Genomic DNA, 18,219 nt, shown 5'->3' on the forward strand with positions numbered 1-18,219 from the left:
ACTCTCGCAAGAGGGTCGCCTTTTTTGTGCCCTGAAACCGGCACTCGGCCCCTTGCCTCAGCGCCACAGCCGTCTAACATCAAACAAAAGGAAATTTTGTCCCAATCCCCTCAAGTTGAAGGACTCGACTACCGACACAGTACTCATTGGGCAATCGCCCCAGACAACAGCAAATCGGCCAAGCAGCAGGCAAATTCCCCCAGGGTGGATTGTCCCTTTGACTGCCATCACGGGATTGCCAATACTCATGGCAACTTGACGCTACCCGCACGGAACAAGGAATAACCCTTTGAAGCTGGAACTCAAGAACAGCTTGTCGGTGAAGTTGCTCCGGGTCGTGCTCCTGTCGGCATTGATCGTCGGCGTGGTCTTGAGCTGCGCGCAGATTGTTTTCGATGCCTATAAAACACGCCAGGCCGTCGCCGGCGATGCCGAACGCATCCTCGACATGTTCCGCGACCCTTCGACCCAGGCCGTCTACAGCCTGGACCGGGAAATGGGCATGCAGGTGATCGAAGGCCTGTTCCAGGACGATGCCGTGCGTCAGGCGTCCATCGGCCATCCCAACGAAGCCATGCTGGCGCAGAAATCCCGTGAGTTGCAGCACTCCAGCAGTCGCTGGCTGACCGACCTGATCCTCGGCAAGGAACGCACCTTCACCACCCAGTTGGTGGGACGCGGCCCTTACAGCGAGTACTACGGCGACCTGAGCATCACCCTCGACACCGCCACCTACGGCAAGGGTTTTATCGTCAGTTCGGTGATCATCTTCATTTCCGGGGTATTGCGTGCCCTGGCGATGGGACTGGTGCTGTACCTGGTCTATCACTGGCTGTTGACCAAACCTTTGTCGCGCATCATTGAGCACCTGACCGAAATCAATCCCGACCGCCCCAGCGAGCACAAGATTCCGCTGCTCAAGGGCCACGAGAAAAACGAACTGGGGGTGTGGATCAACACCGCCAACCAGTTGCTCGAATCCATCGAGCGCAACACCCACCTGCGCCACGAAGCGGAAAACAGCCTGTTGCGCATGGCCCAGTACGATTTCCTCACCGGCCTGCCCAACCGCCAGCAATTGCAGACGCAGCTGGACAAGATCCTGGTCGATGCCGGCAAGCTGCAACGCCGGGTCGCGGTGCTGTGTGTCGGGCTCGATGACTTCAAGGGCATCAACGAACAGTTCAGCTACCAGACCGGCGACCAGTTGCTGCTGGCCCTGGCCGATCGCCTGCGCGCCCACAGCGGACGCCTGGGCGCCCTCGCCCGCCTGGGTGGCGACCAGTTCGCCCTGGTCCAGGCCGATATCGAGCAACCCTACGAAGCCGCCGAACTGGCGCAAAGCATTCTCGATGACCTGGAAGCGGCGTTTGACCTGGATCACCAGCAGATCCGCCTGCGCGCGACCATTGGCATCACCCTGTTCCCCGAGGATGGCGACAGCACCGAGAAGCTGCTGCAAAAAGCCGAGCAGACCATGACCCTGGCCAAGACGCGCTCGCGCAACCGCTATCAGTTCTATATCGCCAGCGTCGACACCGAAATGCGTCGGCGTCGCGAACTGGAAAAAGACCTGCGCGATGCACTGACCCGCGACCAGTTCTACCTGGTCTACCAACCGCAGATCAGTTATCGCGATCACCGGGTGGTCGGCGTCGAAGCGTTGATCCGCTGGCAGCATCCCGAGCACGGGATGGTACCTCCGGACCTGTTCATCCCGCTGGCCGAGCAGAACGGCACCATCATCGCCATCGGCGAGTGGGTACTGGACCAGGCCTGTAAACAGTTGCGCGAGTGGCACGACCAGGGCTTCAGCGACCTGCGCATGGCGGTCAACCTGTCCACCGTGCAGTTGCACCACGCCGAGTTGCCACGGGTGGTCAACAACCTGCTGCAAATGTATCGCCTGCCACCGCGTAGCCTGGAGTTGGAGGTCACCGAGACCGGCCTGATGGAAGACATCAGCACCGCCGCCCAGCATTTGCTCAGCCTGCGCCGCTCCGGCGCGCTGATCGCAATCGACGACTTCGGTACCGGTTATTCGTCACTGAGTTACCTGAAAAGCCTGCCGCTGGACAAGATCAAGATCGACAAGAGCTTCGTCCAGGACCTGCTCGATGACGACGACGACGCGACCATCGTTCGCGCCATCATTCAACTGGGCAAGAGCCTGGGCATGCAGGTGATTGCCGAAGGCGTGGAAACCCTGGAGCAGGAGGCCTACATCATCTCCGAGGGCTGCCACGAGGGGCAGGGCTACTTCTACAGCAAACCCCTGCCGGCGCGGGAGTTGAGCGCTTACCTGAGGCAGGCCCAGCGTAGCAACGCCGCCATCTTGTAATCCCTATGTGGGAGCGAGCTTGCTCGCGATGGACGTTAACGATAACGCGTGCTGTCTGAATAAACGCGGCGCCCTGACGTTCATCGCGAGCAAGCTCGCTCCCACAAGGTGAATAAGAAATATTTCCAACCACAACCCTTTACACATAATGCGAAAGATTTGCATTATGTCGCAGTTTTGCGCGCTGGACGCGTTATACCACCCCCTCTCGAAGCAGGATGTTCGCCATGATTCGTATGCCTCTGGCTACCGCCAGTCTGTTGGCCATCGCAATTTCCCTCGCCGGTTGCGGTGAAGGTAAAGACAAAGAAAAAGCGGCCGCTCCTGCGCCAGCGGCCAGCACCGCTGCTGCCCCGGCCGCTCCAGCCGCTGCACCTGCCGCTGCCAGCAAGGTCGACGAAGCCGCTGCCAAGGCCGTTGTCGCACATTACGCCGACATCGTGTTCGCCGTTTACAGCGATGCCGAATCCACTGCGAAAACCCTGCAAACCGCCGTTGACGCTTTCCTGGCCAAGCCGAACGCCGACACTCTGAAAGCCGCCAAGGCTGCCTGGATCGCCGCCCGCGTGCCTTACCTGCAGAGCGAAGTGTTCCGCTTCGGCAACACCATCATCGACGACTGGGAAGGTCAGGTAAACGCCTGGCCACTGGACGAAGGCCTGATCGACTACGTCGACAAATCCTACGAGCACGCACTGGGTAACCCTGGCGCCACGGCCAACATCATTGCCAACACTGAAATCCAGGTCGGCGAAGACAAGGTCGACGTGAAGGACATCACCCCGGAAAAACTCGCCAGCCTGAACGAACTGGGCGGTTCCGAGGCCAACGTCGCCACTGGCTACCACGCCATCGAATTCCTGCTCTGGGGCCAGGACCTGAACGGCACCGGCCCTGGCGCCGGCAACCGACCAGCTTCGGACTACCTGGAAGGCAAAGGCGCCACCGGCGGTCACAACGATCGTCGCCGCGCCTACCTGAAGTCCGTGACGCAATTGCTGGTCAGCGACCTGGAAGAAATGGTCGGTAACTGGAAGCCGAACGTGGCCGACAACTACCGCGCCACCCTGGAAGCGGAACCGGCTGAAAGCGGCCTGCGCAAAATGTTGTTCGGCATGGGCAGCCTGTCCCTGGGCGAACTGGCGGGCGAGCGCATGAAGGTTTCCCTGGAAGCCAACTCCCCGGAAGACGAACACGACTGCTTCAGCGACAACACCCACAACTCGCAGTTCTACGATGCCAAAGGCATCCGTAACGTGTACCTGGGCGAATACACCCGCGTCGATGGCACCAAAATGACCGGCGCCAGCCTGTCGTCCCTGGTGGCCAAGGCCGACCCGGCTGCCGACACCGCGCTCAAGGCCGACCTGGCCGCCACCGAAGCCAAGATGCAGGTCATCGTCGACCACGCCAACAAGGGTGAGCACTACGACCAGCTGATCGCTGCCGGCAACACCGCCGGCAACCAGATCGTCCGTGACGCCATCGCCTCCCTGGTCAAGCAGACCGGTTCGATCGAAGCCGCCGCCGGCAAACTGGGGATCAGCGACCTGAACCCGGACAACGCTGATCACGAGTTCTGATCAACGCAGGCCAGCCTGTGCATAAAAATGCCCCGACACGTTCGGGGCATTTTTTTTGTCGCTTCGCTTGCCTCAGATGCGGAAAACGAAAATATTCACCGCGCCACCCTCCACCGGCCGCTGGATACCGCCGATCAATGTCACCAGGTTGTTGTCAGCTTGAGCTTGAACGAACAACGCACGGGTTGCAGGGTCCATCTGGTGAGTCCTTGGACCGACATAGCTGCCGCCCTCGACCACGTCCCCCACGACGCTGCGTAAGGTCAACCAATACAGCGTCTCACGCCCCGGACGCCGGAAAATCAGCTCGGACCCGGCACCGCCGGGGACCACCTGGTAGCGACTGCCGGTCAATCGCTCGGTCATCAATGTCCGTAGCGTACTTCCAGATCCGCTACTGAGCGCGTCATGCAACAGCACATCAACCCCTTCAGTGCTGAAATGCAGCCGACTGTAATAACCTGGAGGGCTGTTGAGCGTCCAGGACCCATCCAGTGCCCTCGGCGCTCTCGGCAGCATCGACAACGGATCACCCAATGACGCTCGGGTTGCCGAGGGCCCGAAACGCCAGTTCTGCAGGGTGCGCCGCATCGAAGTGATCCCCCAGCCGGTTGGCCCCGCTGGATTGGCCTGATTGAACAGGCGGTTGGCCACCTGCAACCGCGAATCCACGGTCAACGTCGCAAACCCATCCTCCACGTACGCAGCGATACTTTTCTCGAAAGGCAACTCGATCGGATGTACCCACCGGGACAGTGTCGTACTGAAGGTGGCCACTCTTGGCTGGCTGAACAGATCAGACCGCAGCAACTGCTCGAATTGCACAAAATTATTGATCTCGATGGCCGGGTCGTACATGAAAACCAGCCCCTCTCTCACGGTTCCCCCGGCAGGCAGGATCGGATAATAGCGCTCGTCGATCTTGACGTAGTCGCGCCCGACCAACGCCGGGTCGCCCGCCGTTCGTCGATAGATCCCCATTTGCGCGTTTTGCAACTGAAGCTGGGTCGCATCAATGACTTGCCCCCAATCGGCAAATTTCTCATTGGCTGGACGGGCCGGGCGCGACGGGGCGGGCGCCGGTCGACTCGGCCCTGGCGTCGGCTCAACGGGTGCCGGTCGAGTGGTGTCGGTAACCTCGCCGCCGCTCCATGAGCGCGAGAAATCCAGGCCTCTGAGGCGTAATTGCAAACGATGGGGAGAGATCGTCAGGTACGGGTCGAAAACACTCAGGTCCATCCCTCTGCGCAGGTGATCAACCAGACTCAATTCGAACTCGCTTTGACGTCCTCGCGGAAAAAGGAACGAGTCGAACACGCGCCTGGCCTGTGTTTCGTCAAGAAACGGTCGAACATCCCTGAGTGCTCTCTCGGTGACTCCGCCGCCCAACCCGGGCGCATCGTGATGAGTGCCGATTTCCCAGTGCCCCGCCGAATCCTGGCGAATCGGTGAGTAATGCCCCTGGATCGGTTTGCGAGCGTCCCTGACTCGCCAGGCGTCCTCGAAACCTTCATCGATGATCGAGTACCAGTGGTTTCGGTCATTGAGGAAATACTGCTTTGAACCATCGACTTTCGATGTTCTGTAGTGGATGCCCTTGCCCTCCCACCCCGGCAAGGGCAACAGCCCCTCGGGCTTTTTCCCTAGCGCCATTTCCGGGTTCAACCATCGCGCGCCTGGAGCGACCTTCAGCCCGCCACTGACATGCCGCGAGCCGACAAACCCATCGGCCAACGCACCGACAAACTCGCCCAATGCCCGGACGACGTGATGGGCCGCGGCGGTTCGGTCTCCCAGGCTCGCCGCTTCCACCACGTTGAAGACGGAATACAGGCTCCTGGCCAGGCCGATCGGCAAGGTCACCCGCACCGGCAATACCATCATCAGCACATCGAGCGCCGTGGTGGCAACGCTGATTCCAGTCTCGACGTTGGTTTGCTCGGTGGTGGTCACTTGAGCCGCTGCATCGTTGATCGCAAAATTGACCTCGGTTTCGTAGGCGTCCTCAAAGAGGTTGTTGGCAATCCTGGACATGTGAACCATTGAAAGGTCGCCCCGACCTCTCAACGTGGACCGGACATGGGGTTGGAACGCCCGCTCTACCCGCCCAACCAGATACTCCCGCCATTGACTGTCATGGGTGAAATCAAGCGTGAAGCGCTCAGCGACAAACTCATGAAACACCCGCCCGCCAGGCGCCTGGGGCGTATACGCCACAATTGAACCGCCGGCCGCGGACGTACGGAACAACAACACCCCGCGTACCCGCTGACCGCGCAGCTTCAAATGTTCTACCACCACCCGATGCCCCTCGACCTCGCGACGCTTATCGTCGTCGACCGGCGCATCGAGCACCGCCTGTACCCAGTTGAAACCACGTGCCAGCCGGTCCGGGTAAAAATCGCCATTGATCTTGGCTTCAATGGCGTCCAGGCGCAGCTGCCGTTCCATGACCCGGGCATAAGCTTGCTTGCGAACCGCCGCCTGCGGGGAAGTGATCAATGCGTCCTTCAAAAAAGCGTCGTAATTTTTACCGACGTTGAGCCTGCGGACCAGGTCCTTGACCTGCTCAAGGCTCAAGTCGTCAAACGTCTCGGCCGATTTCGCTGCCTGCATATCCTCGGGCTGCAAGGCTTCCTCGGGCTTGTCGCTGCCCTCGACCTTCAAGGTCATCCTGGAGAAATGGGTGAAGTTGAAATCCAGTCCACCGACATTTTCCAGGGCCAGCTCGGTCAACGTCCGCTTGCGGTGCTTGTACAGCGGCTCGCCGGGGTCGCGGATGGTGGAGCCGGGCGCGCCGGGGGGAACGACAATCGGAGGGACTGATGGCTCCTTGCTGTGGACGATGATGTCGTCCGGATTGACCGTCAGGCCATACTCGCCCTCGAGGGCCGCGCGAAGTCGGCGATTGCTGTAGGCCAACAGGTCACGGCGGTTGCTGAACTGGGTTAATGACGGAAACCCTTCGGGCTCGGACAGGTTGGCCAGTTCCTCGCCATAACTGGCCGTTGCTGTGGCCCAGGCATTTTTGTCGGTTTCGTCGGCATCCTGCAGAAAGGCCGCCAACCGGGCCCTGCAGCGCTTTTTGATCCGCGCCCACAAGACCTGCTCGACATCAAAGGCCCCGCGCAAATCGGTCACCCGGTCAAATCCGCAGGGCAGGTCCGCCTTATCGATGTGCGCCCCCGTATCCTGGTACCTGTCAACGGTCGAGGCGAGGTTTTCGCGAATCAGCAGGCACTGCGATTCAATGCCATGGCTGAAGGGAGAGTCCAGACGCTCCAGGTAGTGCACCCGATCGCGTTCAGGGGCAGCACGATGCAAGGCCAGGCCGCGGGCCTGGTCCTTGTCGGCCACCAAGGCCAGCAACGTCGTGAACTCGGCGCCATGGCTCAATCTTCGATGCAGTTCGCGGTCAAGGCTGGCCAACGAGTCGAACGCTTCAAGACCCATGGCCGGGACAAACAACAACACCTGGCCCACATTGGCTGTCGGCGCAACGGGACGAATCGTCGGGGCAGCGTCCTTGGTATCCCACTTCACCTCCGAGTCTTGCGGGTCCCGTGCGGTCAGGATGAACGCACCATGCAGCGGGATATGGGCTGCCTCATCGTCCTTGAGGGCCAGCCCATACACACAAGGACGATAACTTTTTAAAAACTGTCGAGCCTGCGCGGTCGGGTAACGCAACACTTTGCCGAACAGCGCCTCATCGGTGGCGTCGAGCAAACCATCACCTTTGAGCAAGGCGACTTCGGCTTTCAGCGCCTCGGTTCGAGTCTCGATCAACCATTGCTTGCGGGTTCGCGAATCGGTCGGGCCCACGGCGCCAGCCCAGTATTCATCCAGGTACTGTCCATAGTTCGCCAGCAACCCGCCGGCCAGGTCATCGAGAAATGTATCGAACGCCCCGGGCGTGAGCGCGGTCAGGAGCGTCGCCTCCTTGCCCGCTTCGGGTACTCGATAGAAGCGGGCCTTGCGACTGGTAAAGTCCGCCGCTTGCCCATTGACGATACGTTGCACCACCGCGTCCATCAGGCTGGACGACATCGACTGGATATCGAACGTGTCGTCCGGCTCCCCGGTGGACGCGTCGTCGGTTTCGAGACACTCGATAAAGCTGCGCAGCAGATCCAGCGACGGCGTCAGATCAGGGAACGCCTTGTCGAAGTGCTGTTGCACGAAAGCATGGAAGGCAGGTTGGCCCTGGAACAGCTCTGCGGTCTGGATACTCAGTGCCGACAACTTCCTGCTCTGGGTGATTTGCAAGGAATTGTCCCGGACGGCAGGTAACGCTGCCAGGGATGAAGGTTCATGCAGCATGGCGAATCTCTTCTGTGGGTAAACAGCCCCCATCGTGCCCCTGGGAGAACCCCCTGGTGCGTTACATATGTATTGGGTGCGTCAGGCCTGGGTCTATGTCCCAAATCAGGCAAACGATAATTCCTCTTATTCAAAACCCCCTGCCCTGTTAGACTTTGCGCCCTTGTTTTGCTCGTCTTGCAGGATGTCTGATGCCCTCGCTGCCTCTTCGCTTGTCCGCACTGTTGCTGGCCCTGTGCCTGAGTGCCTGCGATGACGCCCCGAAGTTCACCCAGGCCGAACCCGGTGAAGCCCGCTCCGGCGGCAGCACGACCGTGCGCAAGACCGACCAGAACGCCTTTTCGCTGCCCTCCGCCAACCTGCCGCCGTCACGGCGCGTGGACTTCAGCGTCGGCAACAGTTTCTTTCGCAGCCCCTGGGTGATCGCGCCTTCGACCACCACCGCCCGCGACGGCCTCGGCCCGCTGTTCAATACCAATGCCTGCCAGGGCTGCCATATCAAGGACGGCCGCGGTCACCCGCCGCCCGCCGATGCGTCGAATGCCGTGTCGATGCTGGTACGCCTGTCGATTCCCGACGCCCCGGCCTACGCCAAGGTCATCGAGCAGCAGGGCGTCGTACCGGAGCCGGTCTATGGCGGGCAGTTCCAGGACATGGCCGTGCCTGGCGTCACCCCGGAAGGCAAGGTGCGGGTCGAGTACACGCCGGTGCCGATTCGCTTCAAGGACGGCACCGAAGTCCAATTGCGCAAACCGAGCCTGAACATTACCCAACTGAACTACGGCCCGATGCACCCCGACACGCGATTCTCGGCCCGGGTGGCGCCGCCGATGATTGGCCTGGGCTTGCTGGAGGCCATCCCGGAAGAGGCGATCCTGGCCAATGCCCAAGCGCAGGCAAAGGCCAATAACGGCATTGCCGGGCGTCCGAACCGGGTCTGGGATGACGTGCAGCAGAAAACCGTGATTGGGCGATTTGGCTGGAAAGCCGGGCAACCGAACCTCAATCAACAAAATGTGCATGCGTTTTCCGGTGACATGGGCCTCACGACCAGCCTTCGCCCCTTTGACGACTGCACCGACGCGCAAACCGCCTGCAAACAGGCACCAAGCGGCAACGGCCCCAATGGCGAGCCGGAAGTCAGCGACAACATCCTGCGCCTGGTGCTGTTCTACACCCGCAACCTCGCCGTGCCGGCGCGTCGCGATGTCGGCACCCCTGAGGTGCTGGCCGGCAAGAGCCTGTTCTACCAGGCCGGCTGCCAGTCCTGTCATACACCCAAGTACACCACTGCCGCCAACGCCGCCGAACCTGAACTGGCCAATCAAGTGATTCGCCCCTACAGCGATCTGCTGCTGCACGACATGGGCGACGGCCTGGCCGACAACCGCACCGAGTTCCAGGCCAGTGGCCGCGATTGGCGCACCCCGCCGTTGTGGGGCATTGGCCTGACGCAGGCGGTCAGTGGCCACACCCAGTTCCTGCATGACGGCCGCGCCCGCAACCTGCTTGAAGCCGTGCTCTGGCATGGCGGCGAGGCAACAGCGGCGCAGCAACAGGTTTTGACTTTCAATGCCGAGCAGCGCGCTGCGTTGCTGGCGTTCCTGAATTCCCTTTAATACGCATCTTCCAGCGGGAGCCCGACATGTTCCGTCCCAAATTGTTGTTCACCAGCCTTGCCGCACTCGCCCTGGGCGCCTGCTCGCCGCAGGACCCGCAGGCCGTCACCTCGGCAGCGATCGCCAAGTCGGTGATCCTGCCGACCTACACCCGCTGGGTTGAAGCCGACCGCCAGTTGGCCGTCAGCGCCCTCGCCTACTGCGAAGGCAAGGAAAACCTCGAAACCGCCCGCGCCGACTTCCTGCACGCGCAAAAAGCCTGGGCCGAGCTGCAACCGCTGCTGATTGGTCCACTGGCCGAAGGCAACCGTGCCTGGCAAGTGCAGTTCTGGCCGGACAAGAAGAACCTGGTCGGTCGTCAGGTCGAACAACTGGTCACCGCGCAACCACAGATCGATGCCGCGGCGCTGGCCAAGTCCAGTGTGGTGGTGCAAGGCCTGTCGGCCTACGAATACATCCTGTTCGACAGCAAGCCTGATGTGGCCAACGCCGAGCAGAAGGCCAAGTACTGTCCGCTGCTGATCGCCATTGGCGAGCGCCAGAAACAGCTGGCCGAAGAGATCCTCAAGAGCTGGAACAACACCGACGGCATGCTCGCGCAGATGAGCAAGTTCCCGAACCAGCGTTATGCCGACTCCCACGAAGCGATCGCCGATCTGCTGCGTGTGCAGGTGACCGCCCTCGATACCTTGAAGAAAAAGCTCGGCACGCCGATGGGCCGCCAGAGCAAAGGCGTGCCGCAGCCGTTCCAGGCCGATGCATGGCGTAGCCAGTCGTCCCTGAGCGCCCTGGAGGCCAGCCTCGCCGCCGCCAAAACGGTGTGGGAAGGTGTCGACAACAAAGGCCTGCGCGGCCTGTTGCCGAGCGATCAAAAGCCATTGGCCGACAAGATCGACGCGGCCTACGCCGCCTCGTTGAAACTGTTCGCCAGCAGCCAGCGCTCGCTGACCGAAATGCTCGACGACGACGCCGGTCGCCAGCAACTCAATGATCTCTACGACAGCCTGAACGTCGTCCACCGCCTGCACGAAGGCGAGCTGGCCAAGGCGCTGGGCATCCAACTGGGCTTCAACGCCAACGACGGTGACTGATGAGGGCAAGTTCCATGCTGCGACGCCAGGCTCTGAAGTTAGGGAGTTTGCTGCTGGGTGCGGTGACACTGGGCGGCTGGACGCTGTCCAGGCACAAGGATGAAAGCCCGCTGCTGCTCTCGGCGCGGGACGATACCGACGGCAAGCACTACGCCGTCGGTTACCGGCTGGACGGCACCCGGGTGTTTGCCACCCAGGTCGGCCAGCGCTGCCACGACATCATCAACCACCCGACGCTGCCGATCGCGCTGTTCGTCGCCCGGCGTCCGGGCACCGAGAGCTACCTGATCGACCTGCGAGACGGCATGCTGCTGCAAACCGTGACGTCGCAGCCGAACCGGCACTTCTACGGACATGCGGTGATTCACCACAGTGGTGACTGGCTGTACGCCACAGAAAACGACACCACTGATCCGGGTCGCGGCCTGCTTGGTGTCTACAAGTTCGAAGGCGAACGCCTGGTCCACAGCGGCGAGATCTCCACCCACGGCATCGGCCCGCATCAAGTGTCGTGGATGCCCGATGGCGAGACCCTGGTGGTGGCCAACGGCGGCATCCGCACCGAAGCCGAAAGCCGGGTCGAGATGAACCTCAATGCCATGGAGCCCAGCCTGGTGCTGATGCAGCGCGACGGCACCCTGCTGAGCAAGGAGACCCTCGGTCAGCAGATGAACAGCGTGCGTCACCTGGGCATCGCCAGCGACGGCACCATCGTTGCTGGCCAGCAATTCATGGGGGCGGCTCACGAGCACTCGGAGCTGCTGGCGATCAAGCGTCCCGGCCAGCCATTCGTGGCGTTCCCGGTGCCCGAGCATCAATTGCAGGCCATGGGGCACTACACCGCCAGCGTCGCGGTGCACAGCGACCTGCGCCTGGTCGCCTTGACCGCGCCCGGGGCAATCGCTTTTTCATCTGGGACCTGGACAGCGGCGAAGTGCGCCTGGATGCGCCACTGCCCGATTGCGCCGGGGTGGGTGCGGTGGCCGACGGGTTTGTCGTGACCTCGGGCCAGGGCCGTTGCCGTTACTACGATTGCCGCCAGGAAAACCTGCTGGCAAAACCGCTGGAGCTGCCTGCGGGGCTCTGGGACAACCATCTTCACTTGATGGCTTGATGGAGATCCTGTAGGAGCCGGCTTGCCGGCGAAGGCGCCCCAAAGATCGCTGCAAATCCAGCGACCCCTTCGCCGGCAAGCCGGCTCCTACAGATGGGGGGAAGCCCCAAAAAACATCCATTGGAATCACCTGCGGAGTCGGGGTAAGGTTCCCCACTGTCTCACCTGATTTTCTCCAAGGAACTGGAAATATGCTGCGTCGCCGCATGCTGATCATGTTGGGTGTTGTTCTGTTGGTCGTGCTGGTCCTGGCCGGTTACAAAGCCTTCTCCATCTACACGATGATCCAAGGCTTCTCCGCGCCCAAACCGCCGATCAGCGTCGCCGTGGCCACGGCAACCGAACGGCCATGGCAGGCCCGCCTGCCCACGGTCGGCACGCTCAAGGCGCTGCAAGGCGTGGACCTGAGCCTGGAGACCGACGGCACGGTCGTCGATCTGCAGTTCGAGTCCGGGCAGAAGGTCAAGGCCGGTCAACCGCTGCTGCGCCTGGACAGCGCCGTGGAAAGCGCCTTGCTCGAAACCGCCCAGGCCGACCTCGGGTTGGCCCAACTCGATTACGGTCGCGGCAGCCAGCTGGTGGGCAGCCAGGCCATTTCCAAAGGCGAGTTCGATCGCCTGTCGGCGGTACAGAAAAAGAGCAAGGCCACGGTCAATCAACTCAAGGCGGCGCTCGGCAAAAAAAGCATCGTCGCCCCCTTCAGCGGGACCATCGGCATTCGCCAGGTGGACGTTGGCGACTATCTGGCCAGTGGCACCATGATTGCCACCCTGCAAGACCTCAGCAGTCTCTACGTCGACTTTTTCGTGCCCGAGCAGTCGGTGCCGAAGGTCGCCATCGGCCAGCCGGTGGAAATCATCGTCGCGGCCTACCCTTCCCTGACCTTCCCCGGCACCATCAGTGCGATCAACCCGAAACTGGAAAACAGCACGCGCAACATGCAGGTCCGCGCGACCCTGGCCAACCCCGATGGCAAGCTGCTGCCCGGTATGTTCGCCAGCCTGCAGGTGATGTTGCCCGACCCGCAACCGAGCATCGTCGTGCCGGAAAGCGCGATCACCTACACGCTCTATGGCAACTCCCTTTATGTGGTCGCAGAGAAAAAGGCCGAAGACGGCAGCCTCGAAAAGGACGACAAGGACCAGCCGGTCCTGATCGCTGAACGGCGCTTCATCGAAACCGGTGAACGCCGCGACGGCCAGGTGGTGATCACCAAAGGTGTGAAGAACGGCGAAAAAGTGGTCACGGCCGGCCAGATCAAACTGGACAACGGTGCGCACATCGCCATCAGCGACGACAAGACCCTGGCCGAGAAGAACAGTCAGCCTCGCGCGGACTGATCAAGGAACCCCCAATGGCTTTTACCGACCCGTTCATCCGTCGCCCGGTGCTCGCCACCGTGGTCAGCCTGCTGATTGTGCTGCTGGGCTTCCAGGCCTGGAGCAAGTTGCCGCTGCGCCAATACCCGCAAATGGAAAATGCCCTGATCACGGTCACCACCGCTTACCCCGGGGCCAACGCCGAAACCATCCAGGGGTACATCACCCAACCCTTGCAACAGAGCCTGGCCAGCGCCGAGGGTATCGACTACATGACCTCGGTCAGTCGCCAGAACTTCTCGGTGATCTCGATTTATGCGCGCATCGGCGCCAACAGCGACCGCTTGTTCACCGAACTGCTGGCCAAGGCCAACGAGGTCAAGAACCAGCTGCCCCAGGATGCCGAAGACCCGGTGCTGAGCAAGGAAGCCGCCGATGCCTCGGCACTGATGTACATCAGTTTCTTCAGCAAGGAACTGAGCAACCCGCAGATTACTGACTACCTGTCGCGAGTCATCCAGCCGAAACTGGCGACGCTGCCGGGCATGGCCGAAGCCGAGATCCTCGGCAACCAGGTATTCGCCATGCGCCTGTGGCTGGACCCGGTGAAGCTGGCCGGTTTTGGCCTGAGCGCCAGCGACGTGACCAACGCGGTACGCCAGTACAACTTCCTTTCCGCCGCCGGCGAAGTGAAAGGCGAGTACGTGGTCACCAGCATCAACGCCAACACCGAACTCAAATCCGCCGAAGCCTTCGCCGCGATCCCGCTCAAGGTCGACGGTGACAGTCGTGTGCTGCTAAGCGATGTCGCGCGGGTCGAGATGGGCGCGGAGAACTACGACACCATCAGCTCCTTCGGCGGTACGCCCTCGGTGTACATCGGCATCAAGGCCACGCCCGCGGCCAACCCGCTGGACGTGATCAAGGAAGTGCGCAAGCTGATGCCGGAACTGGAGGCCCAGCTGCCACCCAACCTCAAGGGGGAAATTGCCTACGACGCCACGCTGTTCATCCAGGCGTCGATCGACGAGGTGGTGAAGACCCTGTTCGAAGCAGTGCTGATCGTGATCGTGGTGGTGTTCCTGTTCCTCGGTGCGTTGCGCTCGGTGGTGATCCCGGTGGTCACCATTCCGCTGTCGATGATCGGCGTGATGTTCTTCATGCAGATGATGGGTTACTCCCTGAACCTGCTGACCCTGCTGGCGATGGTGCTGGCCATCGGCCTGGTGGTGGACGACGCCATCGTGGTGGTGGAAAACATCCACCGTCACATCGAGGAAGGCAAGACACCGCTGGACGCCGCCATCGAGGGCGCCCGGGAGATCGCCATGCCGGTAGTCTCGATGACCATCACCCTGGCGGCGGTGTATGCGCCGATCGGCTTCCTCACGGGCCTGACGGGGGCCTTGTTCAAGGAGTTCGCCCTGACCCTGGCCGGTGCGGTGGTGATCTCCGGCATCGTCGCCCTGACCCTGTCACCGATGATGTGCGCCCTGCTGCTGCGCCACGATGAAAACCCCACGGGCCTGGCCCACCGCCTGGACATGATTTTCGAACGCCTCAAGCGCCGTTACCAGAAAATGCTCCACGGCACCCTCAACACCCGGCCAGTGGTGCTGGTGTTCGCGGTGATCGTGCTGTGCCTGATTCCGGTGCTGCTCAAGTTCACCAAGTCGGAACTGGCACCGGATGAGGACCAGGGCATCATTTTCATGCTGGCCAACGCTCCCCAACCGACCAACCTCGACTACTTGAACACCTACACCGACGAGTTCATCGAGATCTTCAAGGCGTTTCCCGAGTACTACTCATCGTTCCAGATCAACGGCTTCAACGGTGTGCAATCGGGCATCGGCGGTTTCCTGCTCAAGCCCTGGAACGACCGCAGCCGCACGCAGATGGAGATCCTGCCCGAGGTCCAGGCCAAGCTGGAAAGCATTTCCGGGTTGCAGGTTTTCGGCTTCAACCTGCCCTCCCTGCCGGGCACCGGCGAGGGTCTGCCGTTCCAGTTCGTCATCAACACCGCCAACGATTACGAGTTGCTGCTGCAGGTGGTCGACCGAGTGAAAAAACGCGCGATGGAGTCCGGCAAATTCGCTTTCGTCGACGTCGACCTGGCCTTCGACAAGCCGGAAGTGGTGGTGGACATCGATCGTGCCAAAGCGGCCCAGATGGGTGTGTCGATGCAGGACCTGGGCGGGACACTCGCGACCTTGCTGGGTGAGGCGGAAATCAACCGATTCACCGTTGATGGGCGCAGCTACAAAGTCATTGCCCAGGTCGAACGGCCCTTCCGCGATAACCCTGACTGGCTGAACAATTACTACGTGAAGAACACCCAGGGCGAACTGCTCGCCCTCTCGACCCTGATCAGCGTGACCGACCGGGCGCGGCCGCGGCAACTGAACCAGTTCCAGCAACTCAACTCGGCGATCCTGTCCGGGGTACCGCTGGTGAGCATGGGTGAAGCCATCGACGCCGTGCGCCAGATCGCCCGGGAAGAAGCGCCGGCAGGCTTTGCCTTCGACTATGCCGGCGCATCGCGGCAATACGTCCAGGAAGGCAGTGCGCTATGGGTCACCTTCGCCCTGGCATTGGCGATCATTTTCCTGGTGCTCGCAGCTCAGTTCGAAAGCTTCCGCGACCCGCTGGTGATCCTGGTGACCGTACCGCTGTCGATCTGCGGCGCATTGCTGCCGCTGTTCCTCGGCTGGTCGAGCATGAACATCTATACCCAGGTCGGGTTGGTGACGTTGATCGGCCTGATCAGCAAGCACGGGATCCTGATCGTCGAGTTCGCCAACCAGTTGCGCAAGGACAAGGGCCTGACGCCCCGCGAAGCGGTGGAGGAAGCCGCGTCCATTCGTCTGCGTCCGGTATTGATGACCACGGCGGCGATGGTGTTTGGCATGGTGCCCTTGATCATCGCCACGGGGGCGGGCGCGGTGAGCCGGTTCGACATCGGTACGGTCATCGCCACGGGGATGTCGATCGGTACGTTGTTTACCCTGTTTGTGTTGCCGTGCGTGTACACGCTGCTGGCCAGACCCGATAAACCTTAAAATCAAAAGATCGCAGCCTTCGGCAGCTCCTACAGGGTGTACGCCGATCCCCTGTAGGAGCTGCCGAAGGCTGCGATCTTTTGATGTTGCCGTTAAACAAAAGGCCTCGCATTTAGCGAGGCCTTTTATTTGGGCTTCAATCTGTTCAACTTTGCGGCCTCAGTCCTTGAGAAAGTCCGAACATGAACAGCAACAGATCATGATCGGGTTGAGTGGCCACGGATGCCTTGGCAACTCGTGGCAACGGACAGTGCGCATCACTGTGTACTGAACTGAGGACTTGCGTGCGGGGCTGCTCCCATGCCGCCACCGCGAGTGAAGCAACTGCCAAGGCTCCTACCAGAAACAAACCTCGCGCAACTTCAAGTTTCATTTCTATAAACCTTTGATAGCGCTGCCAAACGCCGTCTCATAAAAATAGACGAGTTTCTTCCAGTCCGTCGTGCTGAATGACGAGTGGCGGCGCAGCTGCTTCATGTCATGGGCAGCCGCCTGGCGGGCGCTCAAGCGCTGCCGGCACTTCTCCAGATCGATCAAGGCAACCTCGACTTTGGCCGCCTCGCCCTCACCGGTGACGCGAACAAATACGTGCTTGATATAGATGCAGCTGTGTTGCCAACGCCCCTTGTGCATGCGCGCCAGATTATCGGCCAGGTCCTTGAGCACGCGATCGTGCACAGCCTCGCCATGGCGCTCGCGTCCACCACCTTCGTACCACTTCTCGATTTCCTCGAAGCCGTCCAGGGACTTGGTCACCAGCAATGCGCGCCATTTGTGCACGGGATCGCGTTGTGCTTCACAGAAAACGATTTCCGGAACTCGAACATTGAGTAGGCGAAGGCCGGTGAGTGCATCACGCTCACGCAACACCGTCGGCCGTCCGAAAGGGTGCAAGAGCCCCCGATGGATATGGCCGGTCTGGCGTTTTACGTAGAGCAACTGCCCATCACTGCCCATCAGGCGCTGCACGCCACTCTCACCACCGCGCCGGACGTTGGGCTCTTCCACCCATTCTCCGCGCTGATTCCAGAAGAAATCGAATCGGTCCTGGGAGGCCAGGCCCGATCCTGCTGCACACTGCTCTGCCATCTGTTACCTCTTGCGCAATACGTAAACTCGCCACATGGCATAGAGCGGCAAAAAGTCGATACGTTCCTGAATACGGAAACCTGCCTGCTCAAATTCTTTTTCTACGACAGCTGCCGGTAACACAAATCGATTTTGGTAACCTTCCTGCCCACGGGTTCTCTCCGCACGCTTGCGTTTCCAGGCTTTGAAATTGCCGTCGACCCATAGCGAGAGGATGACGCTGTCACGGCTGACGCGCTCGAATTCGCGCAAGATCGCCAGTCGATGCTCGGCTTCACCGATGTGGTGGAGCAACCGCATGCAGAAAATACTGTCGACGGCGTTATCCGGCAAGGCGATGTCGAATGCAGACGTCTGCAAGGGTTGTACCCGTTTCACCACTTCAGCCGGCTGCGACTGTGTAGCGATCTTGATCATGGAATCGGAGTTGTCGGCACCGATGATCACGCGGTTGGGTTTTTCCGCCAGCATCGGCCAGAAACGCCCGGCACCGCAGGGCAGATCGAGGACCAGGCCCGGCTCGCCAACCAACGCCAGCGCCTTGCGCGCCATTTGCACGTCGCGCCAGTGGGACAAGCGGCGACCCACGCCATCCTTATGCTTTTGCAGGTAACGTTGAGCGTGTTGATCGTCGTACTTGTTGGAAAAATCCAGTTTGATCGGGCCATCCACCATCTT

10 protein-coding genes and 1 pseudogene are annotated in these 18,219 nt (G+C 61.1%); 7 read left to right on the forward strand and 4 right to left on the reverse strand.

What is annotated here, in order from left to right:
- The first annotated feature begins 289 nt into the window (after positions 1-289).
- Together SOP95_RS09535 and SOP95_RS09540 are read left to right on the forward strand one after the other, a co-directional pair.
- Positions 290-2,341, forward strand: coding sequence for a putative bifunctional diguanylate cyclase/phosphodiesterase (locus SOP95_RS09535; protein WP_274074247.1), 2,052 nt, complete (start codon positions 290-292; stop codon positions 2,339-2,341).
- Positions 2,342-2,568: 227 nt separating this feature from the next.
- Positions 2,569-3,924, forward strand: coding sequence for an imelysin family protein (locus SOP95_RS09540; RefSeq protein ID WP_274074246.1), 1,356 nt, complete (start codon positions 2,569-2,571; stop codon positions 3,922-3,924).
- A 72-nt stretch (positions 3,925-3,996) separates the two neighbouring features.
- On the opposite strand, the gene SOP95_RS09545 is transcribed toward SOP95_RS09540, so the two are convergent.
- On the reverse strand, positions 3,997-8,247 hold the full coding sequence (locus tag SOP95_RS09545; RefSeq protein WP_323606928.1) for a dermonecrotic toxin domain-containing protein: 4,251 nt from the start codon (positions 8,245-8,247) through the stop codon (positions 3,997-3,999).
- A 191-nt stretch (positions 8,248-8,438) separates the two neighbouring features.
- On the opposite strand from SOP95_RS09545, the gene SOP95_RS09550 reads away from it, so the two are divergent.
- From SOP95_RS09550 to SOP95_RS09570, 5 genes and pseudogenes are all read left to right on the forward strand, one after another.
- Positions 8,439-9,866, forward strand: a complete 1,428-nt coding sequence (locus SOP95_RS09550) for a di-heme oxidoreductase family protein (protein ID WP_323606929.1) — start codon at positions 8,439-8,441, stop codon at positions 9,864-9,866.
- Between the two features lie 26 nt (positions 9,867-9,892).
- Positions 9,893-10,957, forward strand: coding sequence for an imelysin family protein (locus SOP95_RS09555; protein WP_274074243.1), 1,065 nt, complete (start codon positions 9,893-9,895; stop codon positions 10,955-10,957).
- Positions 10,958-10,971: 14 nt separating this feature from the next.
- A pseudogene (locus tag SOP95_RS09560) lies at positions 10,972-12,071 on the forward strand (DUF1513 domain-containing protein).
- Between the two features lie 191 nt (positions 12,072-12,262).
- Positions 12,263-13,411 carry an efflux RND transporter periplasmic adaptor subunit gene (locus tag SOP95_RS09565; protein WP_323606930.1) on the forward strand — a complete coding sequence of 383 codons (1,149 nt, stop codon included), beginning with the start codon at positions 12,263-12,265 and terminating at the stop codon, positions 13,409-13,411.
- A gap of 14 nt (positions 13,412-13,425) precedes the next feature.
- The gene (locus SOP95_RS09570) at positions 13,426-16,452 is read left to right on the forward strand and encodes a multidrug efflux RND transporter permease subunit (RefSeq protein WP_274074240.1); all 3,027 of its coding nucleotides are present in this window, start codon (positions 13,426-13,428) and stop codon (positions 16,450-16,452) included.
- Between the two features lie 145 nt (positions 16,453-16,597).
- On the opposite strand, the gene SOP95_RS09575 is transcribed toward SOP95_RS09570, so the two are convergent.
- The 3 genes from SOP95_RS09575 to SOP95_RS09585 are packed head-to-tail and all read right to left on the reverse strand — an operon-like array spanning position 16,598 to position 18,213.
- Positions 16,598-16,825, reverse strand: coding sequence for a hypothetical protein (locus tag SOP95_RS09575; protein WP_081504798.1), 228 nt, complete (start codon positions 16,823-16,825; stop codon positions 16,598-16,600).
- A 2-nt stretch (positions 16,826-16,827) separates the two neighbouring features.
- Positions 16,828-17,541, reverse strand: a complete 714-nt coding sequence (locus SOP95_RS09580; protein ID WP_274074239.1) for a lipopolysaccharide kinase InaA family protein — start codon at positions 17,539-17,541, stop codon at positions 16,828-16,830.
- A 3-nt stretch (positions 17,542-17,544) separates the two neighbouring features.
- Entirely contained in the window at positions 17,545-18,213 is a 669-nt protein-coding gene (locus SOP95_RS09585; protein ID WP_274074379.1) for a class I SAM-dependent methyltransferase, read from the reverse strand.
- Between the last annotated feature and the right edge of the window lie 6 nt (positions 18,214-18,219).

It is taken from the genome of Pseudomonas sp. YuFO8 (assembly GCF_035065025.1).
GTDB classification, from domain to species: Bacteria; Pseudomonadota; Gammaproteobacteria; order Pseudomonadales; family Pseudomonadaceae; genus Aquipseudomonas; species Aquipseudomonas putida_AE.

What these genes read in the sequence shown, in the direction of transcription:
- SOP95_RS09540 (WP_274074246.1), top strand. Translation starts at nt 2,569, where the DNA reads ATGATTCGTATGCCTCTGGCTACCGCCAGTCTGTTGGCCATCGCAATT.
- SOP95_RS09545 (WP_323606928.1), bottom strand. Translation starts at nt 8,247, where the DNA reads ATGCTGCATGAACCTTCATCCCTGGCAGCGTTACCTGCCGTCCGGGAC.
- SOP95_RS09550 (WP_323606929.1), top strand. Translation starts at nt 8,439, where the DNA reads ATGCCCTCGCTGCCTCTTCGCTTGTCCGCACTGTTGCTGGCCCTGTGC.
- SOP95_RS09555 (WP_274074243.1), top strand. Translation starts at nt 9,893, where the DNA reads ATGTTCCGTCCCAAATTGTTGTTCACCAGCCTTGCCGCACTCGCCCTG.
- SOP95_RS09565 (WP_323606930.1), top strand. Translation starts at nt 12,263, where the DNA reads ATGCTGCGTCGCCGCATGCTGATCATGTTGGGTGTTGTTCTGTTGGTC.
- SOP95_RS09570 (WP_274074240.1), top strand. Translation starts at nt 13,426, where the DNA reads ATGGCTTTTACCGACCCGTTCATCCGTCGCCCGGTGCTCGCCACCGTG.
- SOP95_RS09575 (WP_081504798.1), bottom strand. Translation starts at nt 16,825, where the DNA reads ATGAAACTTGAAGTTGCGCGAGGTTTGTTTCTGGTAGGAGCCTTGGCA.
- SOP95_RS09580 (WP_274074239.1), bottom strand. Translation starts at nt 17,541, where the DNA reads ATGGCAGAGCAGTGTGCAGCAGGATCGGGCCTGGCCTCCCAGGACCGA.